The sequence below is a fragment of the Sphingosinicellaceae bacterium genome (genome assembly GCA_019285715.1).
Taxonomy (GTDB): Bacteria; Pseudomonadota; Alphaproteobacteria; order Sphingomonadales; family Sphingomonadaceae; genus Glacieibacterium.
Genome location: CP079108.1, coordinates 814,052 through 839,655 on the forward strand (window position 1 = coordinate 814,052; position 25,604 = coordinate 839,655).

27 protein-coding genes are annotated in these 25,604 nt (G+C 67.7%); 11 read left to right on the forward strand and 16 right to left on the reverse strand.

Going from position 1 to position 25,604, the window contains the following annotated elements; all coding sequences use genetic code 11:
* Nucleotides 1-22 precede the first annotated feature (22 nt).
* Nucleotides 23-589, forward strand: coding sequence for a hypothetical protein (locus KX816_03805; GenBank protein ID QXQ07182.1), 567 nt, complete (start codon nucleotides 23-25; stop codon nucleotides 587-589).
* Between the two features lie 73 nt (nucleotides 590-662).
* Here KX816_03805 and KX816_03810 read toward each other — a convergent pair whose 3' ends face one another.
* From KX816_03810 to KX816_03820, 3 genes are read right to left on the reverse strand one after another with little or no spacing between them, the layout of a single operon-like run.
* A complete protein-coding gene (locus tag KX816_03810; GenBank protein QXQ07183.1) occupies nucleotides 663-1,622 on the reverse strand; it encodes a hypothetical protein in 960 nt (319 codons plus the stop codon).
* 17 nt (nucleotides 1,623-1,639) lie between these two features.
* Nucleotides 1,640-3,154: a hypothetical protein gene (locus tag KX816_03815; protein QXQ07184.1), complete on the reverse strand. Its 1,515-nt coding sequence runs from the start codon at nucleotides 3,152-3,154 to the stop codon at nucleotides 1,640-1,642.
* Nucleotides 3,155-3,179: 25 nt separating this feature from the next.
* Entirely contained in the window at nucleotides 3,180-4,793 is a 1,614-nt protein-coding gene (locus KX816_03820; GenBank protein ID QXQ07185.1) for a hypothetical protein, read from the reverse strand.
* 366 nt (nucleotides 4,794-5,159) lie between these two features.
* On the opposite strand from KX816_03820, the gene KX816_03825 reads away from it, so the two are divergent.
* Nucleotides 5,160-5,984, forward strand: coding sequence for a hypothetical protein (locus KX816_03825; GenBank protein ID QXQ07186.1), 825 nt, complete (start codon nucleotides 5,160-5,162; stop codon nucleotides 5,982-5,984).
* Nucleotides 5,985-5,992: 8 nt separating this feature from the next.
* Entirely contained in the window at nucleotides 5,993-6,337 is a 345-nt protein-coding gene (locus KX816_03830; GenBank protein QXQ07187.1) for a hypothetical protein, read from the forward strand.
* A 52-nt stretch (nucleotides 6,338-6,389) separates the two neighbouring features.
* On the opposite strand, the gene KX816_03835 is transcribed toward KX816_03830, so the two are convergent.
* The 6 genes from KX816_03835 to pqqA form a co-directional block, all read right to left on the reverse strand.
* Entirely contained in the window at nucleotides 6,390-7,370 is a 981-nt protein-coding gene (locus tag KX816_03835) for an aldo/keto reductase (protein QXQ07188.1), read from the reverse strand.
* Between the two features lie 58 nt (nucleotides 7,371-7,428).
* Nucleotides 7,429-8,511 carry a pyrroloquinoline quinone biosynthesis protein PqqE gene (pqqE, locus tag KX816_03840; GenBank protein QXQ08388.1) on the reverse strand — a complete coding sequence of 361 codons (1,083 nt, stop codon included), beginning with the start codon at nucleotides 8,509-8,511 and terminating at the stop codon, nucleotides 7,429-7,431.
* Nucleotides 8,512-8,585: 74 nt separating this feature from the next.
* The gene (gene pqqD / locus KX816_03845; GenBank protein QXQ07189.1) at nucleotides 8,586-8,858 is read right to left on the reverse strand and encodes a pyrroloquinoline quinone biosynthesis peptide chaperone PqqD; all 273 of its coding nucleotides are present in this window, start codon (nucleotides 8,856-8,858) and stop codon (nucleotides 8,586-8,588) included.
* The gene (gene pqqC, locus KX816_03850; GenBank protein QXQ07190.1) at nucleotides 8,855-9,589 is read right to left on the reverse strand and encodes a pyrroloquinoline-quinone synthase PqqC; all 735 of its coding nucleotides are present in this window, start codon (nucleotides 9,587-9,589) and stop codon (nucleotides 8,855-8,857) included. Before pqqC ends, pqqD begins: the two co-directional genes overlap by 4 nt.
* Nucleotides 9,586-10,488, reverse strand: a complete 903-nt coding sequence (pqqB, locus tag KX816_03855) for a pyrroloquinoline quinone biosynthesis protein PqqB (GenBank protein ID QXQ08389.1) — start codon at nucleotides 10,486-10,488, stop codon at nucleotides 9,586-9,588. Before pqqB ends, pqqC begins: the two co-directional genes overlap by 4 nt.
* 7 nt (nucleotides 10,489-10,495) lie before the next feature.
* Complete coding sequence (gene pqqA / locus KX816_03860) at nucleotides 10,496-10,687, reverse strand: pyrroloquinoline quinone precursor peptide PqqA (protein QXQ07191.1); 192 nt, start codon at nucleotides 10,685-10,687, stop codon at nucleotides 10,496-10,498.
* Nucleotides 10,688-10,838: 151 nt separating this feature from the next.
* Between pqqA and pip the strand changes: the two genes are divergently transcribed.
* From pip to lexA, 6 genes are all read left to right on the forward strand, one after another.
* Nucleotides 10,839-11,807, forward strand: a complete 969-nt coding sequence (pip, locus tag KX816_03865) for a prolyl aminopeptidase (protein QXQ07192.1) — start codon at nucleotides 10,839-10,841, stop codon at nucleotides 11,805-11,807.
* The gene (locus KX816_03870) at nucleotides 11,800-13,275 is read left to right on the forward strand and encodes an MFS transporter (protein QXQ07193.1); all 1,476 of its coding nucleotides are present in this window, start codon (nucleotides 11,800-11,802) and stop codon (nucleotides 13,273-13,275) included. The genes pip and KX816_03870 overlap by 8 nt, the downstream gene beginning before the upstream one ends.
* 106 nt (nucleotides 13,276-13,381) lie before the next feature.
* A complete protein-coding gene (gene trpC, locus KX816_03875; protein QXQ07194.1) occupies nucleotides 13,382-14,170 on the forward strand; it encodes an indole-3-glycerol phosphate synthase TrpC in 789 nt (262 codons plus the stop codon).
* Nucleotides 14,167-14,637, forward strand: coding sequence for a cyclic pyranopterin monophosphate synthase MoaC (gene moaC, locus KX816_03880; GenBank protein ID QXQ07195.1), 471 nt, complete (start codon nucleotides 14,167-14,169; stop codon nucleotides 14,635-14,637). Before trpC ends, moaC begins: the two co-directional genes overlap by 4 nt.
* On the forward strand, nucleotides 14,634-15,851 hold the full coding sequence (locus tag KX816_03885; GenBank protein QXQ07196.1) for a molybdopterin molybdotransferase MoeA: 1,218 nt from the start codon (nucleotides 14,634-14,636) through the stop codon (nucleotides 15,849-15,851). The genes moaC and KX816_03885 overlap by 4 nt, the downstream gene beginning before the upstream one ends.
* 36 nt (nucleotides 15,852-15,887) lie before the next feature.
* Nucleotides 15,888-16,553, forward strand: a complete 666-nt coding sequence (lexA, locus tag KX816_03890) for a transcriptional repressor LexA (protein ID QXQ07197.1) — start codon at nucleotides 15,888-15,890, stop codon at nucleotides 16,551-16,553.
* Nucleotides 16,554-16,596: 43 nt separating this feature from the next.
* Here the strand turns inward: lexA and KX816_03895 are convergent, their stop codons facing one another.
* A complete protein-coding gene (locus tag KX816_03895) occupies nucleotides 16,597-17,988 on the reverse strand; it encodes a ComEC/Rec2 family competence protein (protein QXQ07198.1) in 1,392 nt (463 codons plus the stop codon).
* Between the two features lie 3 nt (nucleotides 17,989-17,991).
* Nucleotides 17,992-18,783 (reverse strand): DUF4131 domain-containing protein, encoded by a 792-nt coding sequence (locus KX816_03900; GenBank protein QXQ07199.1) that lies wholly within the window; start codon nucleotides 18,781-18,783, stop codon nucleotides 17,992-17,994.
* Nucleotides 18,784-18,832: 49 nt separating this feature from the next.
* Here KX816_03900 and gltX point away from each other — a divergent pair, with 49 nt between their 5' ends.
* A complete protein-coding gene (gene gltX / locus KX816_03905; GenBank protein QXQ07200.1) occupies nucleotides 18,833-20,260 on the forward strand; it encodes a glutamate--tRNA ligase in 1,428 nt (475 codons plus the stop codon).
* The gene (locus KX816_03910) at nucleotides 20,257-21,537 is read left to right on the forward strand and encodes a citrate synthase (protein ID QXQ07201.1); all 1,281 of its coding nucleotides are present in this window, start codon (nucleotides 20,257-20,259) and stop codon (nucleotides 21,535-21,537) included. Before gltX ends, KX816_03910 begins: the two co-directional genes overlap by 4 nt.
* Before the next feature lie 72 nt (nucleotides 21,538-21,609).
* Here KX816_03910 and KX816_03915 read toward each other — a convergent pair whose 3' ends face one another.
* The 5 genes from KX816_03915 to cobA are packed head-to-tail and all read right to left on the reverse strand — an operon-like array spanning nucleotide 21,610 to nucleotide 25,485.
* Nucleotides 21,610-22,341 carry a phosphoadenylyl-sulfate reductase gene (locus KX816_03915; GenBank protein ID QXQ07202.1) on the reverse strand — a complete coding sequence of 244 codons (732 nt, stop codon included), beginning with the start codon at nucleotides 22,339-22,341 and terminating at the stop codon, nucleotides 21,610-21,612.
* Nucleotides 22,334-22,819, reverse strand: a complete 486-nt coding sequence (locus KX816_03920) for a DUF934 domain-containing protein (protein ID QXQ07203.1) — start codon at nucleotides 22,817-22,819, stop codon at nucleotides 22,334-22,336. Before KX816_03920 ends, KX816_03915 begins: the two co-directional genes overlap by 8 nt.
* On the reverse strand, nucleotides 22,812-24,458 hold the full coding sequence (locus KX816_03925; GenBank protein QXQ07204.1) for a nitrite/sulfite reductase: 1,647 nt from the start codon (nucleotides 24,456-24,458) through the stop codon (nucleotides 22,812-22,814). Before KX816_03925 ends, KX816_03920 begins: the two co-directional genes overlap by 8 nt.
* Entirely contained in the window at nucleotides 24,458-24,715 is a 258-nt protein-coding gene (locus KX816_03930; GenBank protein QXQ08390.1) for a DUF2849 domain-containing protein, read from the reverse strand. Before KX816_03930 ends, KX816_03925 begins: the two co-directional genes overlap by 1 nt.
* A complete protein-coding gene (cobA, locus tag KX816_03935) occupies nucleotides 24,715-25,485 on the reverse strand; it encodes a uroporphyrinogen-III C-methyltransferase (protein ID QXQ07205.1) in 771 nt (256 codons plus the stop codon). The genes KX816_03930 and cobA overlap by 1 nt, the downstream gene beginning before the upstream one ends.
* Nucleotides 25,486-25,604: the final 119 nt, after the last annotated feature.

Sequence of the window (25,604 nt, forward strand, 5' to 3'; positions counted from 1 at the left end):
GTCGCAGACAGTGGCCCTCAGCGTGCTTTACTACGTCACCGTTCCCAACAAGGGCGGCGGCACCCGGCGTGACGGCGGATTCAATTGCCGGTTCTGCGGGCAACAGAATCTGGTGGCGCCGAACGAATTGCCAGTAGGCGTCCTGACCACGCTGCCCAGTCAGGCGGACCGACTTCTCGCGACCGAGACCTCGGCGGCAAACCCAGTTAGCGCTCCGGTCCCAGCGCCTGTCCCGGCCGCGCCAGTCAAATCGGCAGTGAAAGCGAAACCGCAGGCGAACACTGTGAAGCCGCCGGCCTGGGTCACAGGTGCCGAGGCAAGACAGCTGCTGCTCGGTGCTTACCAGCGGACGAAAGAATTGACCGCCTTCACGCGCCGCGCAGACGGGACGCTGCAGGCCGGTACTCTCGTGCCTCCGAAGGCGGGCACCGATCTCATCGCATGGCTCGACCAGATCGCGTGCGAATTGCTCGTGCTCGGCGGCGTGAATGGCGATGGCTCACGGTGGAAGGCAGTGTTTCATCCATCTGCCGGTGCCGCGACCTTGGCTCGGGAGCCGGGCGGGCCGGAGGGTGATGGGGCCTCATGATGCGGACCTCGATCTCGCTCATTTCGCCATGGTCTGCCAAATAGCTCGACGGTGGTGAAGCTGAGGCCACCGGCTACTGGGATGCGCTGATTGTCCCGAAGTAATTGTCGAGAAACACCTGCTTCGGTGTCTTGAGCCGCACCCGGCTGGCCCAGGTCCACACCGTGAACTCCATGGTCTCGCCGTCGACGCTTGGCGTGATCTCGCTCAACAGCACGACCCAGTGGTTTGGAAAATACTCGAGGGGCGACCAGTTGTGGGCGGCCGGGCCATCGATGGCGCCGACAGTTTCACTCTCCTTGAGCAGATTGGCGTGGATCAACATTGCGGTATCCGTGCCCTCGGCAACGCTGAGATCGGTCGCGTTCGGGATGCCGGGGTTGGACGCCCAGCGGCCGTTGTCTTCGACCGTCGTCCAGATGCCGGTCTGACGCATCCAGTCGGCGATTTCCTCCGGCCGTGTCATGCCGGCCAGCAGTTGGTCGGGATCGCCGTTCCAATCCGGTTGCCAGAAGGGCTGCAGCGTATTCCGGATCGCGCCGAGCATCATCCATTCGGCCTGCGACGCGATGCGCCCATGGGTCTCGAGGTCGGCGAAATCGGCGGCGCGGAGGTCATCGCTGGCGGTCACGGTGAAGTTGCCGATGGATCCGCTGCCGGTGTCGAACAGGTCCGTAGCATAGTGGGCCACCGCGACCGGGTCGCGACCGATCGCCATGACCAGCAAGGCGGCCGGGCCGCACAGGTTGAGCGCGCCCTGGTCGATGCTGCGGTAGCCGCTGCCGATATCCGCCGCGGTCGTGGGCGCGAACAGCCCCTTCAACCGCTCGGCTACCGTAGCGCGGTCGAGGCTCGCCCACGCACCGGTTTCGGTGCTGTCCGCGAACGTCGCGATAATCGCCTGCGCATCCTCGAACGACGAGCGCATCGTCGTGTCGCCGATCCGGTGGTCGGCCATGAAGTCGGTCAGCTGGTCGGCGTCGTTGAACCAGCCGGTGTCGGTCTTGTCCGGCGCGGTATCGGTATCGCCCATGGCAAAGTCCTTTCAGGTTAGCCCCAGTGCAAGGTCGGCATCGCGTCGGGGGTCTTGGGCAGCCGCTTGCAGATGAAAGCGAGGATCGAGATGTCGTCGCGCGGCGGCGGCGGCGGCGGCGGCGCTGGGGTCGGTGTCGGTGTCTGTGTAGGCTGCGGCTGGGGCGGGTCAGCCGGCCCGACCTGTATCGGCACATGCAGACGGTTTGCGAGCACGGCGTTGATCAGTCCGGGATTGAACTGCATGCTGATACTGGGCCGGAACCGCATCGGCGCGATCGCGCTGCGAGCCACCGATTCAGGCGCAACGGCGAGGCTCTGCCGATCGAGGCGTCGGAACGCGATTTGAGCGTTGATCGCGATCGGTGGCGCCGGCGCGGCGGTCGACGGCGCGCGCTCCAGCATGATGCGCGGCGTGAACTGCAGGTTGCGTCGCGTCAGGCGGTTGGCCGCGAGTGTAAAGCGCAGATCGACGGGGCCTGCCGGCGCGGGGTCTGCCGCGCGCTGTGTCACCTCGAGGTTGCGGATGAACACTACGGCCGTCGCATATGCGGGACAGGCCCCGCCGGGAGGATCGCCGCCGTCCGAAAGGTTCAGTTGTGGATCGTCGCTGCGCCAGATCCTGGAGGTCAGTGCGCTGCTGTTGAACCATGGGCGCAAGATCGCCACCGACCGGTAGTCGAAGGATACGTGTTCGACCGTGCTCGTGCTGCCGTCGAGCACGACCTTGAGCTCCGCAGGCGCATTGGCAACGAGGTTCGCCATCTCGCCCGCCGACAGGTCGAAGTGCAGCCAGGTCCCATCGCTGCCGAAGTCCTTGGGTGAGAGCCCGGTAGGCGCGTAGTGACCGCCACCGGCGGCGTCGGAAAGCAGGTCGACGTCGGGGTTGAACGCCGCGGCCCATTGCTGCCAGCGCGGACGCGGATCATTGACTGCCGCATCGTGCTCGGCCTGGAGCGCCGCGTCGATATCGTCGCGCCGGCCCAGCGTCTTCCAGTCGTTCTCGGCGGACGCGAGCGCCGTTCTGAGTGCCGGCTCCTCGACCTGGAGCCAGTGCCGCGCCGCGTCGGCGTCCGTCGTCATCTCGCCCGTCAGCTTGTGCGCGCCATAGTCCTCGCGCGCGACGATCCAGGCGTCGCGGTACTGGCGGTAGGCGCGGTAAGCGGCGGTCTCGGTGCGGGTGCCGTCGCTTGCCGTATCGTACAACAGGGTCTCGGCGGCGGCTGCCTGGTCAACGGCGGCACTGCTGCTGCCCGCGACTTCGGCGCGCGCCAGCACGTCGCCATAGACATCCCACAGGTAGCGGTCGCTGTCCGGACTGGCGACCATGTCGCGCGGCAGGAAGTTGACGGTCCGCGCAAAGTCGGCGGCGGCAGCATAGTCCGCCGCCGTCTGCGGGGCCGCCAGCGCCGCCAGCGATGGCACCGTATAGGTCAGTGGCGACAGCAGCGGAAAACTGAGGAAAACGCCCGCGTCGGTCGCAAAGACAAGCTTCGACTTCTCGATCAACGCGAGCTGGACATAGGCATCCATCGGTGGCCGCTCCCTGTCGTGAACCTCAAATCCAGTTGGCGGCCGGGATTTGCGGGTCGGGATCGGGGCTTTTCGGCATGACGTGGCACTTGAAACCGATCAACTGCATGCCGTCGACGGACATCGTGTTGTTCTCGAACTTGAAGCCATAATCGCGCGACGTACTGCCCGACCCCGACTTGTGCGAGCCGCTGCCGCCGACGAAGAATGGACCGAACGCCATCGCCGCACCAGCGCTCGTCGCCTGGCTGTGGGCGGTTGTCGCGTAGTCCGAAAAGCCGTGGGAGTTACCGAAGCTCAGCGACAGCTTGCGGATGAAGATCGCGGTCGTCGGATACGCTGGCATCTTGCCATTGGGCGGCGAGGCCCCGTCGGACAGATGATCGCTCTTGGTCAGCACGTTGTTCGCATCGAACCGCCAGCCGTGACTGGTCAGGAAGGCGGTACGCAGCCACGGTCGGGCGATCGGGATCTGGGCGATCTCGAACGACATGCTGGTCTGGCTGGAATCGACGGTGCCGTGATACTCGCTGTGGCTGTCGGATACCGAATGCGAGGCGTGGACGCCGAAGCCGAGGAAGCCGCCGCCGCCGCCGCCCGACGATTTCGACCATTGGTAATCCGAACTGCTCTGGCTCGAGAAATCTCCCGCCGAAAAGCCGAAGCGCGTCCAGCCCGTCGAGGTCGCGAAGCTGCCGGGGACCAATGATGTGAAGAAAAAGTCGCTGCCTGAGACCGGGCTGGTCAGTCGAGCGTGCTCGAGGTCTTCGACGTACTGCTGCTTGAGCAGTGACATGTCACGCCGCGACACTTGCTCGATGTAGGCCGCGATTTTTTCGTAGTCGTCCTTGTAGCCGTTACTGACCCAGTCATCCATCGCCGCACGGACCTTGTTGCGATAGATATTGGCGTTGATCGCCCAGTCGTGGATAGCGCGCGAGTCGGTCGCGGTCAGTGCGTCGATGCGACGGGCATTATACTCGAGCGCGGCGTCGTCGTACGCCGCCATCTTGGTAAAATAGGCTTTCTGCAACTCGCTCGGCTCGGTGGTCGTAACCTCCTCGTCGGTGATCAGGTCCTTCTTCTTGACGACCGTTTGCAGCAGGCCACGAAACTTCGCTATCTTGTCGACGACGTCCTGCGGCAACTCGGTCTTCATGACCTGGCTCATGCGCAGCGTGTAGTCGTAGATGTCCGAGAGCGTGCCGTCGTTGCTCTGCACCGCCATCTGCGCGAACTGGCCGTTGGTGGAACTGGCGACGTCGGGAACGAAGTCGAGCGCGCGCGCTAGGCTCTCGGCTTGCAGATACATACGCATCGTGTCCTGCGCCATCAATCCGTTGAGCTGCTCCTGGGTCAGCACAGGTGGTGCGGGCGGCGGCGGCGGGGTCGTGCCGGCTGCGGCGGCCGTCGCGGCAGCTGCACTTGGCTGCATTCCGTCAACGGCGGCCTTCTTGACGACGCCGGTCAGGCCTTGGGTCAGGAATTCGAAGTCGCTGACGTCGTAAGGAATTCCCGGCGTGCACCAGCTGAAGAAATTATCGGCCGACTTGGGTACGGTGTCGTCGCCGTTGGTCAGGACATTGTAGAGCTTGCCCATGATCGAATTGGCCAAAACACTAGGTTCGATATCCGCCATGCCACTTCCTTTTCACGACACACGAAAAGACCGTCGCGCAGGACTGCACGACAATAGATGCTAAGAAATAATTAAGGGTCTCAAGCGCTAGATTCAGAACCCTAATATGATCGGACCGCGGGGGCCCGAACAGGAACTAATCACGACTGGCGCATGGTGTCATGGACGGTAACAACCGGCCCAACACAGCTACTTTGCGCCGTGGCTTGCGACTCGCTGTACTGTGTAGCCCTGCACCGCGTCGTGAACAAGAGAGTTGCCAACGGAAAAATTGTTTTGTTTTATTCACCACAGCGAACCGAATACGACTCGGTGTTGCGTTGAGTCGCGCCGCCAGACGCGACGCTGGCGAGGGGAGCCGTTGATATGGCCCGATTTGCGATGCTGGACGTTTTTTCCGGAATGCCGAACCCGGTCTGGCCAGCGGATGACGATCTCGTCGCTCCCATGCTGGACCGCGCGGCACCCGACACGGACGAGGCACCACCCCTGGGTTATCGCGGGTTTCGCATCGTCGACACCGATACCGACCCGGAGCAACTGACCGCGACGACAGCCGACGCGATCGGGAATTACTCCGACGTCGCCCGTATCTTTGGCAGCCCCGACGACGAACAGGCATTGCTGGAGGCCGGCGTGAACGCCGGGGCGATCAGTGATGATCTCCGCGGCTACGTTGCCGATGCGATCGGCAGCCCGTCGTCGTCGGGTCCGGCGGTGTCTGCGATCGCCGAACCGTGCCCGCCATGCGGCGGCATCGACGCGCCGAGCTATGATCCCGGGTACTGGAACGACCCGTCGCGCCAGCGCTTCAACAACTGTTATGCCTATGCCAACAACAACGCGACCGGCACGTTTCCCCAGCCGGGTCGCGGTACCCGGGCGATCTTCACGACGCTCGACTGTGCCGATGTCGGCGCTGCCTCGAACCGCGACGGCCTGGTGACGACCAGCACGTTCCAGGCCTCGCGCGCAGGCTGGTATGTCGCCCTGGTGATCTGGCCGGGCCAGGATTATCACTGGTATCGCCAGGACGACATCGGTTGCTGGTCGCACAAGCCCGGCCAGACCGCGGCCCGCGATGTCGACAGCAGCGGCCGCAAGATCACAGATCCGCAGACCTGCGACCGCGGGCCGTACACCGATTTTTGCACCTTCATGGTCAGTGACGCCAACGTAAGCATTGCATGACCGGGCCGGTGTCGGTCGTCGCGACGGCACTGATCTATTCCGGGCGTCCGAACCCGTCGTGGCCAATCGCGCCAAAACCAGCCGCCGAAATCGCGGCGGCGCTCGACCGCATGCCGAGACTAGTCGGCCGCAACCAGGACTTGGGCGGTCTCGGGTACAGCGGCGTCGCGGTCGAGATCACCGACCCCAGCGGTTACCAGCGGCATTGGAGCCTCTTCCAGGGCGTGGCGAGATCGGCTGACCACAGTTTCGCCGATGCCGATCGGCGGATCGAGGACATGGTCGTGCGAACAGTCCCGAGCGCGACACGCGAGCAGCATCAGGTTCTCATGGCCTTGGCCCAAACTCGCTGAGCACCGGGCGAAAAGAGTAGGGCGCGGGCGCTATCGTGACCCCGGCGACCGTTTACTCGAAGCCGACGATCGCGTGCGGAACATAGGGCTTCTCGAGACGCGCTATCTCCTCCTGGGTCAGGCCGATTTCCAGCGCTGCCAGGGCGTCGTCCAGATGCGCGGTCTTCGACGCACCGACGATCGGAGCCGACACTTCGGGCTTGGCGAGCACCCAGGCCAGCGCGATCTGCGCGCGCGGGACGCCACGCTCGGCGGCGATTTCCGCGACCCGCTCGACGACCTTCCGATCGGCGTCGGCGGTGCGGCGGTACAGCATCTCGCCGAACTGGTCTGCCGAGGAGCGCTCGGTCGCCTCGTCCCAGTCGCGGGTCAGGCGGCCGCGCGCGAGCGGGCTCCACGGGATGACGCCGACACCCTCGGCGGCGCACAGCGGCAGCATCTCGCGCTCCTCCTCGCGGTACAGCAGGTTGAGGTAGTCCTGCATCGTCGAAAACCGCGTCCAGCCGTTCGCGTCGGCGACGTGCAGCATCGTGGCGAACTGCCACGCGTACATCGAGGAGGCCCCGATGTAGCGCGCCTTGCCTGCCTTGACGACGTCGTGGAGCGCTTCGAGCGTCTCCTCGATCGGCACGTCATAGTCGAACCGGTGGATCTGATAGAGGTCGACGTAGTCGGTGCCGAGCCGGGTCAGGCTGGCGTCGATCTCGGCCATGATCGCCTTGCGGCTGAGCCCCGCGCCGTTCGGGCCCGGCCGCATCCGGCCGTGCACCTTGGTGGCGATCACCAGCTCGTCGCGTCGCGCGAAATCCTTAAGCGCACGGCCGACGATTTCCTCCGAGGTGCCGTCCGAATAGACGTTGGCAGTGTCGAAGAAGTTGATGCCGGCTTCGACCGCCCGCTGCAGGATCGGGCGGCTGCGCGCCTCATCGAGGGTCCACGCATGGTTGCCGCGGTCGGGCACGCCGAAGGTCATGCAACCGAGGCACAGCGGCGACACGTCCAGCCCCGTCGAGCCAAGCTTCACGTAGTTCATGATCGTCTCCACTCGATTTGCCGATCGTCCTCCCACGACCGAAGACGCGGAGCCACTGTCAGAAAGAGGTCGGTGAGGCCCTTCGAAACCGGCGCGGCACGAGGGTCAGCGGCATGTCGCGCGAGGCTTCGATTGCCTCGGCCATGCGGTAATGGTCGGGGGCCTTGGCACAGGCCGGGTCGGTCGCCGCGGCGTCGCCGGTGAGCGCGAGCGCCTGGCACCGGCAGCCGCCCCAGTCGATCTCGCGCCGGTCGCACGAACGGCAGGCGTCGGGCATCCAGTCTGTGCCCCGGAAGCGGTTGAAGGCGTCGGAACCGGTCCAGATCGACGCCAGCGACTGGTCGCGGACGGAGGGAAAGACGAAGCCCGGCAATGTCTCGGCGGCGTGGCAGGGCAGCGCCTTGCCCATCGGCGAGATGTTGATGAAGCGGTTGCCCCAGCCGCCCATGCAGGCCTTCGGCCGCGCCGCATAATAGTCGGGCACGACGTAGTCGATGGTGATCCGCCCCAACAGCCGGGCCCGCGCGGCCTCGACCGCGGCGGTGGTGTATTCGAGCTGCTCGAGGGTCGGGAGCAGCGCGCCGCGGTTGAGCAGCGCCCAGCCGTAATACTGGACATGCGCGATCTCGATCCGCTCGGCTCCCAACGCCTCGCCGAGGGCGATCATGTCGTCGATGCGGTCGACGTTCTGGCGGTGGACGACGAAGTTGGCGGTCAGCGGCAGCCCGGCCTCGCGGATGCGCCGCGCGGCCTCCAGCTTCTTGGCATGGCCGCCGCGGTAGCCGCCGAACAGGTCGGCCTTGTCGGGCAGGACGTCCTGGAAGCTGAGCTGGATGTGGTCGATCCCGGCAGCCAGCAACTCGGTCATCGCGGCGTCGGTCAGCAGCACGCCCGAGGTGATGATGTTGGTGTAGAGCCCGATCGACGACGCGTGTGCGACCAGCGTGACCAGGTCCCGCCGCGCCATCGGCTCGCCACCCGAGAAATGCACCTGGAGAACGCCGAGCGCCGCCGCCTCGTCGAGCACCCGCAGCCATTCGGCGGTCGAAAGCTCGCCGGCGGGTGCATCCAGCGCCAGCGGGTTTGAGCAATAGGCGCATTGCAGGGGGCAGCGGTGGGTGAGTTCGGTGATCAGTCCCATCGGCGGGGCTGGGGCAGGGGCCGGAGCCCGGGCAGGGGCCAAGGGCGGCGCGACGACGTCCGGGGCGAGCTCGATCATAATTGCACGGCTCCGCGCGCCGACAGCGTCTCGAGCGTTGCGAGAACATCGGTCGCGATCAGTTCGGACGGCGCCTTGAAGCGGATGGCGAGGTCGTCGGCGATCGCACCGATCGAACGCGAACCGTCGACCAGCTTAAGTATCTCGACGGCAATTTCGTCGGGCATGAACAGCTTTTCCGGAGCAAGCAGGACCCAGGCGTCACGCACCGCGTCGAAGCGGAATTTCACCCCGCGGCGGAAACTCGGCACGGTGGCGAGGCCGCTCATGCGGCCGGGACGAAAGCGCCGGGCGGCACCAGCTTCGGGGCGACATAGGCGAAATACAGCGCGTCGAGCTGCGACCACAGGACATCGCATTTGAACCGCAGCGCCGCGAGCGTCGCCTGCTGCTTCTCGGGCGTGTCGGCATGCTCCTTGACGTACGCCAGCGCGAAATCGCTGTCCTGCGGCGCCTGGGTCAGGCGCGGCGTGAAATAGGCGAGCGTGTCGGGCGTGATCCAGTCGTAGTTGGCGAGCATGCCCGACACCCGCTCGGCGATGATCGAGGTCGAGAACAATTCGGTCAGCGACGACGCCACCGCCTCCAGCAGCGAGCGGTCCCGGACAAAGTGCACGTAGGCGTCGACGGCAAAGCGTGTCGCAGGCAGGATTGCCGACGTGCTCGAAACCAGCGCGCGGTCGAGCCCGACCCCCTCGGCGAGCTTGAGCCAGCGCTCGATGCCGCCGGGCTTGGTGCCGTCGCCGTCGTGATCCTCGATCCGCCGCCGCCACTCGCGCCGAAGCTCGGCGGTCGGCAAGCGCGCCAGCAGCGTCGCGTCCTTCGCCGGGATCTGGCTCTGGTAATAATAGCGGTTGAGCGCCCACGCCTGGACCTGCCCGCGTGCCAGTTTGCCGTCGTGGAGCAGCCGGTGGAAGGGGTGGAGGTTGTGGTAACGCTCCGCGCCGATCGCACGCAACGCGGCCTCCAGCCCGGCCGGGGAAAGCAGGATGTCGGTCAAATCTCGAACCTCATGCCGTCTTCCGCGACCGTCCATCCGGCCGCGACCGCAAGACTGCGCTCGGGCGAGTCCGCCAGCAGGACCGGGTTGGAATTGTTGATGTGGATCATGATCTTGCGCTCGACGACGATTGGCTGGAAGGCGGCGAGCGTGCCGTCGGGGCCGGACAGGCTCATGTGGCCCATGCGCCGACCGGTCTTGGCGCTGAGTCCGGCGCTGACCATCTCGTCGTCCCGCCACAGGGTGCCGTCGAAGAACACCGCCTCCGCGCCGTCGATCCGTGCGGCCAGTTCGGGGGTCATCATGGCGCAGCCGGGAATGTAGAACAGGCGGCGGTCGCCCTCGGATATCTGCGCCGCGACGGTGGTCTCGTCGATGGCGATCGCCGGCATCGCATCACCCTGCTCGAGGTAGAGCGGCACCTTTCCCGGCACGGCGAACAACTCCACGGTCAGCCCGCCGGCCAGCGCGACCGGCTCGTCGAGCTTGAGCGTCACGCGCGGCACGACATCGCGCGCCAGCACCTCGAAGATCGAGTTCGCATCGAGCACGGCATGGATCCGCGACGTCGCGTACAGCGTGAACGCCTGGCGCTCGCGCAGGGTCAGCAGACCGGCGATGACGTCGATGTCGCCGCCGGTCAGGATGATCCCGGCGATCGGGGTCGAACGCGTCTCGCCCCGCGGATGCAGGACGGTCGTCGCGCCGATCTGCTCGCGCAGGTCTGGCGAGGCGTTGAGCAGATACCAGTGTTCGCCGTCGCCGCTGACGGCGATGCTGGCCTGGGTCCTGGGAAGTGCCAAGGGGTCACCCGCGCGGGCGCGCCGACAGCCTGCTGCATTGGAGTTCCACTGCGGGAATCCGCCGCCGGCTGCCGCCCCCAGCACCACAGCCTGCATCGCGTATTTAGTCAGGCAGTTCGGCGCACGCGTAGCAGTTGATCTCGGCACCGAGTGCGATTTCGACGATCTTCGGGGTTTTCCAGGTCATGGACGGTCCTCCAACAGCGCGGCCGATTGCGAACCTCTCGCCCGGCCTGCTGGTTCTGCCATATCGGCGCGGCGCCGTATGTAGGTCGATCGGCTTTTCGCCTGCCATTTATCGCGAAACACCGTCATCGCGACGGTCAGATCGGCGCAAAACGAGACCAAAGTATCATAGACTTTTCGTCGCATCGGGTGGTCGGCAAGCGCGCCGCTGGTATGGGTCGGCGCGGCGTCGATACACGCCGACTCGTTCGGGATACGCCATGACAGACTTGCGCACGCTCTATCCGCCGATCGAGCCATATGAGACCGGCATGCTCGACGTCGGCGACGGCCATCTCGTCTATTTCGAGCGCAGCGGCACGCCGGGTGCCAAGCCAGCGGTGTTCCTGCACGGCGGGCCCGGCGGCGGTGTCTCGCCAAAGCACCGCCAGTTGTTCGATCCGGCGCGCTACGATGTCCTGCTGTTCGACCAGCGCGGCTGCGGCCGCTCGACCCCCCACGCCGGGCTCGATGCCAACACCACCTGGCACCTGGTCGCCGACATCGAGCGCCTGCGCATCATGGTCGGGGTCGAGCGGTGGCAGGTGTTCGGCGGGTCCTGGGGCTCGACGCTCGCGCTGGCTTATGCCGAGGCGCATCCCGCGCACGTCAGCGAGCTGATCGTGCGTGGCATCTTCATGGTCGGCCGGGCCGAGCTCGACTGGTATTATCAGTTCGGCGCGTCCGAGATCTTCCCGGACAAGTGGGAGCAGTTCCTCGCCCCGATCCCCGCCGACGAGCGCCACGACCTTGCCGCCGCCTATCGCCGCCGCCTGACCGGCAGCGACACCGCCGCGCAGCTCGAGGCGGCGCAGGCGTGGGCACTGTGGGAGGGGCAGACCATCACCCTGCTGCCCGACGCCGGAGTCACGTCGGGCTTCGCCGATGCACATTTCGCGCTGGCCTTCGCGCGGATCGAGAACCATTATTTCGTCCACAACGGCTGGCTCGAGGAGGGGCAGCTGCTGCGTGACGCCGGGCGCTTGCGCGATATCCCGGGGGTCATCGTCCAGGGCCGCTACGACATCGTCTGCCCGGCGCGCACGGCCTACGAACTGCACAAGGCCTGGCCCGGCGCCGCGTTCCACCTCATCGAGGGCGCGGGCCACGCCTATTCGGAGCCCGGCATCCTCGACCAGCTGATCCGCGCCACCGACCGTTTTGCCGGGGCGCAACGCGCCGATGGCTGACGGTCGCGGCCCGACCGCCAGCATCGAGACCGCGGACTCCTTCGAAACGGCCGTTGTGCCGGGGGCGGAGACCGGGGCCGGTGGCCTGCCGACACCGCGGCGCTATTGGGCGGTCGTCGCGATCTGGCTGGCGATGGCGATGTCGGTGCTCGACAGTTCGATCGCCAACATCGCCCTGCCGACGATCGCCCGCGACCTCGGCGCGAGCGCGGCGTCCTCGATCTGGGTGGTCAACGCCTACCAGATCGCGATCACCAGCAGCCTGCTGCCGATCGCGATGCTCGGCGACATCGTCGGCCACCGCCGCATCTACATGGTCGGGCTGTCGGTGTTCGCCGTCGCCTCGATCGGCTGCGTCCTGTCGCAAAGCCTCGGGGACATCGCGATGGCGCGCTTCGTGCAGGGCTTCGGGGCTGCCGGCGTGATGGCGATCAACGGCGCGCTGGTGCGCTTCACCTACCCACGTTCGATGCTCGGCCGGGGCATCGGCTACAATGCCCTGGTCGTCGCGGTCTCCTCTGCCGCCGGCCCGAGTATCGCCGCGGCGATCCTGTCGGTCGCCTCGTGGCGCTGGCTGTTCGCGGTCAACGTGCCGCTCGGCCTGCTGTCGCTGGTCATCGGCTATCGGTGCCTGCCGATCACGCCCCGCAGCGGCAACCGCTTCGACATCTGGTCGGCGCTGCTCAATGCCACGACCTTCGGCGCGGTGTTCCTCGCGGCATCCGATGTCGCCCACTCGACGCTGTCGCTGCTGACCGCACTCGAGGTCGCCGTTGCCGTTGCCGCTGGCGTGCTGCTCGTCCGGCGGTCGCGCGGTCAGGTCGCGCCGATGGTGCCGCTCGACCTGCTGCGGCTGCCGATCCTGAGGCTTTCCTATGCGACCTCGTCGCTGTCCTTCGCGGCGATGATGATGGCGGGCGTCTCATTGCCGTTCATCCTGCAGGCGCGCTTCGGCTTCGACCGGGTCGAGACCGGGCTGTTGATGACTCCGCTGCCGCTGGGTGTCGCGGTCGCCGCACCGATTGCAGGACGGCTGGTCGAGCGTTTCCCCGCCGGGCTGCTCGGCGGCATCGGGCTCGGCCTGCTGGCGCTGAGCCTGGCCGGGCTGGGGCTGCTGCAGCCCGGGTCGGGCGCGCCGATGCTGGTGGCGCTCACCGCGCTGGGCGGCATTGGCTTCGGGCTGTTCCAGACGCCGAACAACCGGACCATGCTCGGTCTCGCGCCGCCCGAGCGCAGCGGCGCGGCCGCGGGGATGCTGGCGACCGCGCGTCTGGCGGGCCAGACCGCAGGAGCGCTCATGGTGGCCCTGCTGTTTCATCGCGCCGGCCCAGCAAGCATAGTGCCGCTGTGGTCGGCAGCAGCGATCGCCTTGGCCGCCGCCGCCGTCAGCATGGGCCGATTGCGCCACCGGCCGTCGCTTCCGGGCAGATCGGCGCCCGGCACCGGTCAGGGCTTCACGAATCGATAGGCAAAGCGGTCGGTCTTGCCCTTGATCGAGGGCGCGAACACCTTGGCGAAGAGCATCATAGCTCCGGGGGGATGACGCGAGGCAGCGGCCGCCCTAAGACCACAACGTGACCGACCGCCTCGCCGCTATCTGTGCCGTGACCCGCGCCGAAGTCGCGCGCCGCAAGGCCGTGCGCTCGCTGGCCGACCTCGACCGCGCCGCCACCGCGCAGACCGCCCCCCGTGGCTTCCGCGCCGCGCTCGACCACGCCGCCAAGGCAGGTTTCGGGCTGATCGCGGAAATCAAGAAGGCGTCGCCCTCCAAGGGCCTGATCCGCGCCGACTTCGACCCGGCCGCCCACGCCCGCGCCTACCAGGCGGGCGGCGCCACGTGTCTGTCGGTGCTGACCGACGCGCCGCACTTCCAGGGCCACGAGGACTATCTGGTCGCCGCCCGCGCCGCTTGTGACCTGCCGGTGCTGCGCAAGGACTTCATGCTCGACCCGTGGCAGGTCGCGGAGGCGCGCGGCATCGGCGCGGACGCCATCCTGATCATCGTCGCGGCGCTCGACGACGGTGCCATGGCCGAGATCGAAACCGCAGCGCTGGAGCGTGGCATGGACGTGCTGGTCGAGGTCCACGATGCCGCCGAGCTCGGCCGCGCGCTCCGCCTGAAGTCGCGCCTGATCGGCGTCAACAACCGTGACCTGCGCGACTTCTCGGTTGACCTGACCCGGACCTACGACCTCGTCGCGCATGCGCCCGCCGGCTGTACCTTCGTCGCCGAGAGCGGCATCGGCAGCCACGCCGACGTCGCCTCGATGGCGACCCACGGCGTCCGCTGCTTCCTCGTCGGCGAGAGCCTGATGCGCGCCGCCGACATCGCCGCCGCGACCCGCCAACTGCTCGCGGCATGACCGGCCTGACCCACCTCGACGAGGCCGGCGCGGCCAAGATGGTCGACGTCTCGGCCAAGGCGATCACCGCGCGCACCGCCACCGCCGAGGGGCGGATCGTCATGCAGCCGGCGACGCTGGCCGCGATCAAGGCCGGTGCGGTCGCCAAGGGCGACGTCATCGCGGTCGCGCGCATCGCCGGCATCATGGCTGCGAAGCGCACGTCGGAGCTGATCCCGCTCTGCCACCCGCTGCCGCTGTCCGGCGTCGAGGTCGCGGTAGATTTCGAGGCCGACGGCATCCGGGTGACCGCGACGGCGCGCACCACCCACTCCACCGGGGTCGAGATGGAGGCGCTCAGCGCGGTCTCGGTGGCACTGCTGACGATCTACGACATGGCCAAGGCGGTCGACCGCGGTATGACCATCGCCGGCGTGCGGCTGCTGGCAAAAAGCGGGGGCCGCTCGGGCGACTGGCGCGCCGCATGAGCGACCTGCTGGCTGTTGCCGAGGCGCAGGCCCGACTGCTCGCCGGCCTCGAGACGCTGCCCTCCGAGATACTCCCGCTAGCCGACGCGGCGGGGCGGCGGAGCGCGGGCGAGGTCGTGGCGCGGCTCACCCAGCCGCCGTTCGCCGCCTCCGCGATGGACGGCTATGCAATCCGCTGGGCCGACCGTGCCGGGCCGTGGCGGCTGATCGGCGAGGCGTCCGCCGGGCACGTCTTCGAAGGCAGCGTCGGGGCGGGCAAAACGGTCCGCATCTCGACCGGAGCGCCGGTCCCCGACGGGGCCGACACCGTCGTGGTGCAGGAGGATGTCGCGCTCGACGGCGACCGCGTCACCCTGAGCGGTGACGGGCCGCCCCGCGCCGGTGCCCACATCCGGCCGCGCGGCCTCGACTTCGAGAGCGGCGCGGTCCTCGTCGACGCCGGGGCGGTGCTGACCCCGACCCGGCTCGGACTACTGGCGGGGGGAGGGCACGGCCGTGTCGCGGTCCCGCGCCGTCCGCGCGTGGTCATCCTTTCCACCGGCGACGAACTCGTGCCGCCCGGGTCGGTGCCCGGTCCCGGCCAGATCGTCAGCACCGGCGGGACGGCACTCGCCGCCCTGTTCAACGCCGCCGGATCCGAGGTCTACGGCGGCGGCATCGTGCGGGACGACCGCAACGCGCTTGCCGCAGCGATCCGCGCGGCCGCGGACGCCGACCTGCTGGTCACCATCGGCGGCGCATCTGTCGGCGACCACGATCTTGTGCGCCCGGTCCTGATCGAGCTCGGCGCGACGATCGATTTCTGGCGGATCGCGATGCGCCCGGGCAAGCCGATGATGGCGGGCACGCTCGGCGGCCAGCGTATAGTCGGGCTGCCCGGCAACCCGGTATCGGCCTACGTCTGCGCTCTGTTGTTCGTGGTCCCGATGCTGAAGCGTTGGGCCGGCGACCCCGAGCCGCTGCCGAAGCGTTTTACTGCCAGGCTGACGGCGCCGCTGCCTGCCAATGATCGCCGCGAGGACTATCTGCGCGCGCGCGCCAGGAACACCGGTGATGGAGTCGAGGTCACAGCGGCAACGCTGCAGGACAGCAGCATGCTCCGCACCCTCGCTGACAGCAGCGCGCTGATCGTTCGCGCGCCCTACGCCACGCCCGCCGTCGTCAACCAAACGGTGTCCTGCGTCGCGCTTGACTTCGTTCCAGGCGTTGCCTAAACGTTCCCCTAAGGTTCCGTTCTAGGAAGGCCCGCGATGCTGACGCGCAAGCAACACGACCTGTTGACCTTCATCGATACGCGCCTCGCGCGCGACGGGGTTTCGCCGTCGTTCGAGGAGATGAAGGACGCGCTGTCGCTCAAGTCCAAGTCCGGGGTCCACCGGCTGATCAACGCGCTCGAGGAACGCGCCTTCATCCGGCGCCTGCCCAACCGCGCCCGTGCCCTCGAGGTGCTGCGGATGCCCGAGACGCGCCCGACCGCAACCGTCCACACCCCCGATTTCAGCCAGCAGCGCTACGCGCCGCCGCCCGCCAACGACGTCATCGAGGTCCCCCTTCACGGCCGCATCGCCGCCGGTCTGCCCGTCGAGGCAATGGAGAGCGACCGATCGCTTTCAGTGCCGTCGACTTTGTTGGGCCCAGGCGATCACTATGCCCTCGAGGTATCGGGTGACTCGATGGTCGATGCCGGGATCTTCGACGGCGATTACGCACTGATCCGACGCTGCGAGACGGCCCGTGATGGTGACATAGTAGTCGCGCTCGTGGACAACGCCGAGGCGACCCTGAAGTACCTCCGCCGCGAGAAAGGCATGATCCGCCTCGACCCCGCAAATTCGTCGCATCAGGCGCAGCACTACTTGCCGTCCAGGGTCAAGGTGCAGGGCAAGCTGGCGGGGTTGCTCCGGCGGTATAACTGATGAGCAGGGCAGGGCGTGAGAAGGCTGCGTAGGGTGTGCACGTTCAGTCCCAGCTTTCCGCTTTGACTGTCGCAGCCCCTGACCGCCGCTTCTTCGCATGCCAAGGGGCCGGCTTCGGCAGCCACGGGTGGTCCCCTAGCCGGGCCGCAACCGTCGCCACCCGCGGCGGATCGAGCCAGATCGCGACTGCGCCCGTCTCCCCCAGCGCTTCGCGGTCGAGCTTAAGCCATCTCGGCGCGCACCAGGCCGGCAGCCGCCGCATGCTGACGACGATATCCGCGCCCCCGCACGCCGGGGCCATCGCCTCGCGCGGCACAACATCGCGGGACAGCGTTGCCAGCAGCCGCCAGCGCCGCCCGCCGGCGTCGAGGTCGGCGACACAGGCATCGATGCTGCAGCGTGCCCCGGGAAGTTCGCTCAGCGCGACGTCTGCGGTGGTTGCGGCGGTCGCATCGCTCCACATGTCGCGAATATAGTCCCCGGCGCGGTCGCGGAGGAACGCGAGCCGGCCGTCGGGAACGAGGTACGCGGCGTGCCGCCCATCGGCGCTGACCAGCAGGTCGGGCGGGCGGGCGAGCAGCGCCACAAGGCCGCCCATCGCCAAGGGCAATATTCCGAGAAGCCGCGACCGGCCCTGCCAGATGCACAGCCAGAGCCCGCCCAAGATCAGCAGCAGGTACGCGCCGTCGGGCATCAGCGGCAGGCGGAAGACCGCGCCGGGCCAGCTCGCCACGACCCGCGCAAGCTCGATCAGCAGGTCCATCGACTTGCCCAGCAGCCATTCGAACGGCGCGCCGATGCCCAGCGCGCCTGCGAGCAGCGCGACGATCAGCAGCGGCATTACGACGAAGCTCGTCCACGGAATCGCGATCAGATTGGCGAACACGCCGTAAACACCGGCGCGGTTGAAGTGATACAGGGCGGTCGCCGCCAGCATCGCTTCCGCGACGAGGCCGGTGACCAGGAGCATCAGCAAGTGGCGGAAGACGCGCACCATCCAGCCCTGATTGTGTACCGGCTCCGCCAGCCAGCGTCCGAGCCGCGACTGGTATAGCGCGACGATCCCGGTGACCGCGGCAAACGACAGCTGGAAGCTCGGCCCGAGCAGGGATTCAGGCCGGATCAGCAGGATCAGGAACGCCGCCGCGGCGACCAGCCGGAGCGTCAGCGCCTCGCGCCCGATGGCGACGCCGACGAGCACGATCAGCGTCGCGATGCACGACCGCACCGTTGGCACCTCGCCTCCCGCGAGCAGCGTGTAGGTGATCCCCGCAAACGCCGCCGCACCCGCCGACAATGCCTTGACCGGGAGCCGCAGCGCCAGCCACGGTACCATGGTCAGCGCCCGCCGCACCGCCCACAACGTGCCGCCGACGACGATGGCGATGTGTAGCCCGGAGATCGACAGCAGGTGCGCGAGACCCGCGTCGCGCATCTCCTAGTTGACCTGGGGCGGGATCATGCCCTGGTTGCCGGTAACGAACGCGGCCGCGATCGCCCCGGCCGGACCGGGCACCGCGGTGGTCAGTTCGGTGTCGATATTGGCGCGGAGGCGTGCGAGGCGGGCGAGGGCGCCGCTCGGTGGGCGCGCGGCGCGCAGGATCGTGACGTCGCCCAGCGGGTAGCCCGTCGCCCCGACTTCCGCGAACCACGCCTTGCGGGCGAAGTCGTAGCCGCCTGGCACGCTCGGTCCCGACGGCGGGTTCAACGCGGCATGAATGGATACGCGCGCGCCCGGCACGACGCCGGGCATCGCCGCGCCCTTGCGGCTGATTCGGATGCGCGGGGGCAGGGCCTTGTCCTCGGGCAGCAGCAGGAAGCGGAAGCGCTCGCCACCCCGCACGATTTCGATACTTTCGACGGTGCCGGTGACCACGCCCGAGAAGCGGTCGGTGAGCACCGGCGCGGCGACATCGGCGCTCCGCCACGCCGCCGATGCGAGGCCGAGCGCGACCAGCAACCCGCCCCACGCCAGCAGTCGCGAAGCGCGTCCACCGAGCGCCAGCCCGCCCGCGACGAGAGCCGCCGCGACCGCCAGCGCGGCCCAGCGCTCGTCCGCCCAGGGCACCACGAACCAAAGCGCAACACCGCTGCCGAGCGCGACGGGAGCGAGCAGCGGCAACTGGTTTCGCTCGGCAAACAGCCACGCTTCGAGGCGTTCGGCGACCGGCCCGCCGAGCCACGCGAAGACGCGGGTTTGAAGCCCGCGCGGGGCCATGCTACTCGCCACGCCCCGCTCCCCTTCCGGGCAGCGATGCGCGTAATCGAACCGAGGTGCAATGGCCGACACGGGACAGGTGGTGACGCGGTTCGCGCCGTCGCCAACGGGCTATCTTCACATCGGCGGGGCGCGCACGGCGCTGTTCAACTGGCTGTATGCGCGCCACCACAAGGGCAAGTTCCTGCTGCGCATCGAGGATACCGACCGCGCGCGGTCGACCGACGCTGCCGTCGCAGCGATCCTCGACGGCATGGCGTGGCTCGGGCTGGATGCGGATGCACCGCCCGTGATGCAGTTCGAGCGCGCGCCGCGCCATGCCGAGGTGGCGCGGGGCCTGCTCGACGCCGGGCACGCCTATCGCTGCTATGCGACTGCCGAGGAACTCGCGGAGATGCGTGCCGAGCAGCGGGCGCAGAAGCTGCCGCTGCGCTACGACGGGCGCTGGCGGGACCGCACCGACACCCCCGAACTGCCGTTCGTGATCCGCTTTCGCGCGCCGCAGGAGGGCAGCTTCACCGTCGAGGACCGCGTCCAGGGCGCGGTGACCGTTTCGAACGTCGAGCTCGACGACATGGTGCTGCTGCGCTCCGATGGGACCCCGACCTACATGCTCGCGGTGGTCGTCGACGATCACGACATGGGGGTTACCCACGTCATCCGGGGCGACGACCACTTGAACAACGCCTTCCGCCAGCTCGCGCTGATCCGCGCGCTTGGTTGGTCGGAGCCGATCTACGCGCACGTCCCGCTGATCCACGGTCCTGACGGGGCGAAGCTGTCGAAGCGCCACGGCGCGATGGCGGTCGATGCCTACCGCGACGAACTCGGCATGTTGCCGGAAGCGATCGACAATTACCTGCTGCGCCTCGGCTGGGGCCACGGCGACGAGGAGTTCATCGACCGGGCGCGTGCGATCGAGTTGTTCGACCTCGACGGGGTCGGCCGCGGGCCGGCGCGCTTCGACCTCAAGAAGCTCGAGAATGTCAACGGCCACTACCTCCGGCTTGCCGACGACGCCCGGCTGATCGGGCTGGTGACGCCTTGGATCGAGGCTGCGCTCGGCTTCTCGCTGGACGTCGCCGGCCGGGCGCGGCTCGCGGCGCTGATGGGCGAACTCAAGCTTCGCGCCAAGGACCTGAACGAACTCGCCGAAGCGACGTTATTCCTGTTCCGTCCGCGTCCGCTGGCGATGGACGAGAAGGCGACGAAACTGTTAAGCTCGGCTCAGGACGGCATCCTCTACGCCGCGCGCGAAGCGCTCGGACAAGTGGGGGAGTGGTCCACGGGCGCACTCGAGGCGGCGATCAAGGTAGTTGCCGAGACGCATGGCCTTGGCCTTGGGAAGATTGCACAGCCGTTGCGTGCGGCAGTTACCGGCCAGAGCACCTCGCCGGGGCTGTTCGATGTGCTGGCGGTATTGGGACGAGACGAAACCCTTGGGCGCCTCGACGACGCGCTCGCTCAAAGCGGAGGAAAGTCTGCATGACAGGCGCGAACATCGCGGTCGACGGCAAGACGAACGACTATCCGGTGCTGTCCGGGACGATCGGTCCCGATGTCATCGACATCCGCAAGCTGTATGGCCAGACCGGGGCCTTCACCTTCGATCCCGGTTTTACCAGCACCGCGGCGTGTGAATCGAAGATCACCTATATCGACGGCGACATCGGTACCCTGCTGTACCGCGGCTACCCGATCGACCAGCTCGCCGAGAAGTCTAGCTTCCTCGAGGTTGCGAACCTGCTGCTCAATGGCGAGCTGCCGACGCCCGAGGGACATGCCGAGTTCAAGCACCTGATCACCCGCCACACCATGATCCACGAGCAGCTGGCGCAATTCTACCGCGGCTTCCGGCGCGACGCGCACCCGATGGCGATCATGTGCGGCATCGTCGGTGCGATGGCGGCATTCTACCACGATTCGACCGACATCCATGACCCCAAGCAGCGCGTCATCGCGGCCCACCGGCTAATCGCGAAGATGCCGACATTGGCCGCGATGGCGTACAAGTACTCGATCGGGCAGCCGTTCCTGTACCCCGACAACTCGCTGAGTTTCAGCGGCAATTTCCTACGCATGACCTTCGGTGTGCCGGCAGAGGAGTATGTCGTCGATCCGATCATCGAGGACGCGATGGAGAAGTTGCTGATTCTCCAGGCCGACCACGAGCAGAATGCCTCGACCTCGACGGTGCGCCTTGCCGGATCGTCGGGCGCCAACCCGTTCGCCTGCATCGCGGCCGGCATCGCCTGCCTGTGGGGCCCGGCGCACGGCGGCGCCAACGAGGCGGCGCTCAACATGCTGCGCGAGATCGGTACGCCAGACCGGATCCCGGAGTTCATCGCGCGGGCCAAGAACAAGGACGATCCGTTTCGCCTGATGGGTTTCGGCCACCGGGTCTACAAGAACTACGATCCGCGGGCGAAGGTCATGCAGGGCGTCGCGAAGCGCGTGCTCGACCAGCTCGGGGTCAGCGATCCGGTGTTCGACGTTGCCCGCGAACTCGAGCAGATCGCGCTCAACGACCCGTATTTCATCGACAAGAAGCTGTACCCGAACGTCGACTTCTACTCGGGCGTAGTGATGTCGGCGATCGGCTTCCCGACGTCGATGTTCACCGTGCTGTTTGCGGTTTCGCGCACCGTCGGCTGGATCGCGCAGTGGTCCGAAATGATGGAAGACCCGGAGCAGAAAATCGGTCGCCCGCGGCAGCTCTACAAGGGGCCGGTGCAGCGAGAGTATGTGGAGCTCAACAACCGTTAGGCCTGTAACAGGCCGATCGTTCGGGCGAACAATGCGCCGCCGACCTTCGGGGCGGCGGCGTTTCGTTGACGGTCAGAAGACCGGCTCATGGATGCCGCACTCGGTTTTGTCCCAGCCGCGCCAGCGACCGGAGCGCGGGTCTTCGCCCGGCTTGACCTGGCTGGTACAAGGCACGCAGCCGATCGATGGATAGCCCTGCGCCTCGAGCGGGTGATGCGGCAGCTTGTGCTCGGCAAAATACAGGTCGAGCGCTGGCTTAGTCCAGTCGGCGAGCGGGTTGATCTTTAGCCGCCCCTCGTCGATCTCGAAGCGGGGCAGGCCGTTGCGGCTGCCGAAGCCCTTACGGCCACTGATCCACGCATCGAACGGAGCGAGGGCGCGGCGCAGCGGCTCGACCTTGCGCAGGTCGCAGCAACCGTCGGGGTCATAGCTCCAGCGCAGGCTGGTCGAATCCTTCTGGGCAAGCAAGTACGGGTCGGGCCGGAAGACCCGCAGGTCGGTGAAGCCGAGGCGCTCCGCCAGTTCGTCGCGGTAGGCGAGCGTTTCCCCGAAGATCTTCTGCGTGTTGACAAAGATGACGGGCACGTCCTGGTCGACCTTGGCGACCATATCGAGCAGCACCGCGGACTCCGCGCCGAACGACGACACCGCCGCGACGCGCCCGCGCAGTTCGCCGCGCAGCAGGTCCGCCAGCATCGCCTGCGTCGGGACGCCCGCGTATTTCGCGGTCAGCCGCGCGACATCGGCGACGGTGAAGGCCGGCGCGGTGTCGATGACGTCCGGGATGCGGGCGGCCTCAGCCATGACGCAGCGCCCAAACCGGCGGTTTGTTGTCCGCCGACTTTTGATAGACGTAGGGGAAGCGCGCCAGCGCCTCCTCGACCTTGGCGGGGTCGAGCGGCTTCACTGGCGCGAAGCTGTCGAAACCGACGCGGCGCAGGAACACCATCTGGTCGAGCAGCACGTCGCCGGCGGCGCGAAGCTCACCGGTGTAGCCCGCCTCGCGCAGGATCTTCGCGGACGAGTAGCCGCGACCGTCGCGGTACTTCGGGAAGGCGACCTCGACCAGCCGGACGCGGCCGAGGCAGGCGATCAGCAAGCGCGCATCGTCGGCGGGGTCGAGGCGGACGGCGGCGGCGTTGCTGTCGCCGAGGAACTCCGCGAGCGGCACCAGCGGGCCATCGTCGGGCGCATCGTCGCGGAAACGCAGCCGCGCGGGCGCGTCGTCGAGCGGCAGCGCGGCAGCGCCGGCGACCGGGCTCTGGTCCTGGACATCACCCATAAACGGCTTCCTTGAACGGTGCGTCGCCGAGGCGGCGGTAGGTGTCGAGGAAGCGCTCGTCGGGGCCGGTGCGGACGGCGCGGTAGCGCTCGATGACCTTCTCGACGGCATCGACGACGCCGGCTTCGGAGAAGCCCGGGCCGAGGATCTTGGCGAGGCTCGCGTCCTCCGCGCCCGATCCGCCAAGGCTGAGCTGGTAGGACTCCTCGCCTTTCCGGTCGACGCCGAGGATGCCGATGTGGCCGGCGTGGTGGTGGCCGCAGGCGTTGATGCAGCCCGAGATCTTGATCTTCATCTCGCCGATGTCGCGCTGCCGGTCGAGCGCGGCGAAGCGCTGCGCGATCTTCTGCGCGACCGGGATCGAGCGGGCATTGGCGAGCGCGCAATAGTCGAGGCCCGGACACGCGATGATGTCGGTGACCAGATCGAGGTTCGGCGTCGCGAGGTCGGTCTCAGCCAGCGCCTGCCACAAAGCGTACAGGTCGGCCTTGCGGACGTGCGCGAGGACGAGGTTCTGACTGTGCGTCACCCGCAGCTCACCGAAGCTGTAGCGCTCGGCGAGGTCTGCGATCAGCTCCATCTGCGCCGAAGAGGCGTCGCCCGGGATGCCGCCGGGGGGCTTCAGGCTGATGGTAGCGATCGCATAGCCGGGCTGCTTGTGCGGGTGGACGTTCTGGTCGACCCAGACCGCGAAGTCGGGGTCCGAGCGGTCGATGTCGTGCTTGGCGAACAGATCGTACTCGGGCTCCGCGAACTGCGCGATGATGCGATCGTACTCGGCCTGCGGCGCGTCGATGCCGAGCGGCTCGAGCAGCGCCCATTCGGCCTCGACCTGGCGCGTAAACTCTTCGACGCCGAGCTCGTGGACCAGGATCTTGATTCGCGCCTTGTAGATGTTGTCGCGGCGCCCGTGGCGGTTGTAGACCCGCAGGATCGCCTCGCAGTAGCTGAGGTACTGGCGGACCGGGATGAACTCCTTGATCCAGTGGCCGATCATCGGGGTGCGGCCCATGCCGCCGCCGACGAGGACGCGGAAACCGAGCTGACCGTCGGGGCGCCCGCCCTCGCGGACCAGCTGCAGACCGATGTCGTGGAGCTGGATCGCGGCGCGGTCGATGGCGCTGGCGGTGACGGCAATTTTGAACTTGCGCGGCAGGAAGCTGAACTCCGGGTGGAAGCTCGACCACTGGCGCAGCAACTCGGCATAAGGGCGCGGGTCGGCGATCTCCTCGGCAGCGGCGCCCGCGAACTGGTCGCTGCTGATGTTGCGGATGCAGTTACCGCTGGTCTGGATGGCGTGCATCTCGACCGTCGCCAGCTCGGCCATCAGGTCGGGGGCTTCCGCCAGCTTGATCCAGTTGTACTGGAGGTTCTGGCGCGTCGTGAAATGCGCATAGTCGCGGTCATACTTGCGCGCGATGTCCCCTAGCATCCGCAGCTGCGGTGACGACAAGGTGCCGTAGGGGATCGCGACGCGCAGCATGTAGGCGTGGAGCTGCAGGTACAGGCCGTTCATCAGCCGCAGCGGCTTGAACTGGTCCTCCGTGATCTCGTTGGCGAGGCGGCGCGCGACCTGGTCGCGGAACTCGTCGACACGCGCGTCGACCAGCGCCTGGTCGAAATGATCATACTGGTACATCAGGCTCTCGCTAGGTCGGGGCGCACGGAGGGGCCGACGCCGCGGATGCGCTCGCGGGCGGTACGGGGGCGGGGCGGCGGGCCGGGCTCGGCATCCACCAGCGCCGCGTCGTTGACGCGCTCGGCGGCTACCGTCTGGTCGAAGATCGGGTCGCCGGGCTCGACCGCGACGGCATCGCGCAAGTGCAGGCTCCACGTCGAGCCGGTCCACCAGAGGACGTCGCCGGTCAGCAGGTCGTTGCCGGTCAGCAGCTTGATCATACTGTAACGACTTTCGAAACGGGGAGCAGTGCGTCGACGGCGACGCCGAGCGCAGCGACATCGCCGACCACCAGCAACGCCGGCGAAGCGATATCGAGCCGCGCCACGGCACCCCCAAGGTCAGCGAGCAATGTCCTAAACCTGCGAGAACCGGGCAGCGTACCGCGCTCGAGGATAGCGCACGGTGTCTCGGGACTAAGGCCGTCGGCGATCAGTTTGTCGGCTATCGCGTCGGCCGCGGACACGCCCATGTAGATGACCAGGGTGCGGCCCTTGCCTGCGAGGCCGGCCCAGTTCTGGTCGCTCAGGCCCTTGCACTGGCCCGCAACGAAGCTGACCGACGAGGCGTGGTCGCGGTGGGTGAGGGGCATCAGGGCTTCGGCCGCCGCACCGAGCGCCGACGACACGCCGGGGACGACCTCGACCGCGACACCGGAAGCGAGGCAGTCCTCGACCTCCTCGCCGCCACGTCCGAACACGAACGGGTCACCGCCCTTGAGGCGCACGACGACATTGCCAGCCTTCGCTTCGGCAACCAGCAATGCGCCGATGTCTCCCTGGGGGAGCGTGTGGCGGGCGCGACGCTTGGCGACGCTGATGCGGCGCGCGGTGGCAGCCGCAAGATCGAGCACGGCGGGGTCGATCAGCCCGTCGTGGACGACCACGTCGGCGATGGCGAGCGCCCGGGCGGCTCGCAGCGTCAGCAGGTCGGGGGCACCGGGGCCGGCACCGACCAGGATAACACGACCGTGGGTTACTTCGCTCATGCAGTGCAGATGGTCGTTGTACCCCACCGTTGAAAGGAAGCCTTTCTACGGCGGGGCGAAGCGGAGTTTACCCACGCACTCGGTAGGAGATCAGCGGTCGTCACTGCAGCTCGCACCCG

Coding starts and splice junctions, on each gene's coding strand:
- KX816_03870 (QXQ07193.1), top strand. CDS start 11,800: ATGGCTGACGGTCGCGGCCCGACCGCCAGCATCGAGACCGCGGACTCC.
- cobA (QXQ07205.1), bottom strand. CDS start 25,485: ATGAGCGAAGTAACCCACGGTCGTGTTATCCTGGTCGGTGCCGGCCCC.
- pip (QXQ07192.1), top strand. CDS start 10,839: ATGACAGACTTGCGCACGCTCTATCCGCCGATCGAGCCATATGAGACC.
- KX816_03820 (QXQ07185.1), bottom strand. CDS start 4,793: ATGGCGGATATCGAACCTAGTGTTTTGGCCAATTCGATCATGGGCAAG.
- gltX (QXQ07200.1), top strand. CDS start 18,833: ATGGCCGACACGGGACAGGTGGTGACGCGGTTCGCGCCGTCGCCAACG.
- lexA (QXQ07197.1), top strand. CDS start 15,888: ATGCTGACGCGCAAGCAACACGACCTGTTGACCTTCATCGATACGCGC.
- KX816_03815 (QXQ07184.1), bottom strand. CDS start 3,154: ATGGATGCCTATGTCCAGCTCGCGTTGATCGAGAAGTCGAAGCTTGTC.
- KX816_03835 (QXQ07188.1), bottom strand. CDS start 7,370: ATGAACTACGTGAAGCTTGGCTCGACGGGGCTGGACGTGTCGCCGCTG.
- pqqB (QXQ08389.1), bottom strand. CDS start 10,488: ATGCAGGCTGTGGTGCTGGGGGCGGCAGCCGGCGGCGGATTCCCGCAG.
- KX816_03810 (QXQ07183.1), bottom strand. CDS start 1,622: ATGGGCGATACCGATACCGCGCCGGACAAGACCGACACCGGCTGGTTC.
- KX816_03910 (QXQ07201.1), top strand. CDS start 20,257: ATGACAGGCGCGAACATCGCGGTCGACGGCAAGACGAACGACTATCCG.
- KX816_03825 (QXQ07186.1), top strand. CDS start 5,160: ATGGCCCGATTTGCGATGCTGGACGTTTTTTCCGGAATGCCGAACCCG.
- pqqE (QXQ08388.1), bottom strand. CDS start 8,511: ATGGGACTGATCACCGAACTCACCCACCGCTGCCCCCTGCAATGCGCC.
- KX816_03915 (QXQ07202.1), bottom strand. CDS start 22,341: ATGGCTGAGGCCGCCCGCATCCCGGACGTCATCGACACCGCGCCGGCC.
- moaC (QXQ07195.1), top strand. CDS start 14,167: ATGACCGGCCTGACCCACCTCGACGAGGCCGGCGCGGCCAAGATGGTC.
- KX816_03885 (QXQ07196.1), top strand. CDS start 14,634: ATGAGCGACCTGCTGGCTGTTGCCGAGGCGCAGGCCCGACTGCTCGCC.
- KX816_03895 (QXQ07198.1), bottom strand. CDS start 17,988: ATGCGCGACGCGGGTCTCGCGCACCTGCTGTCGATCTCCGGGCTACAC.
- pqqA (QXQ07191.1), bottom strand. CDS start 10,687: ATGGCAGGCGAAAAGCCGATCGACCTACATACGGCGCCGCGCCGATAT.
- KX816_03925 (QXQ07204.1), bottom strand. CDS start 24,458: ATGTACCAGTATGATCATTTCGACCAGGCGCTGGTCGACGCGCGTGTC.
- pqqD (QXQ07189.1), bottom strand. CDS start 8,858: ATGAGCGGCCTCGCCACCGTGCCGAGTTTCCGCCGCGGGGTGAAATTC.
- KX816_03920 (QXQ07203.1), bottom strand. CDS start 22,819: ATGGGTGATGTCCAGGACCAGAGCCCGGTCGCCGGCGCTGCCGCGCTG.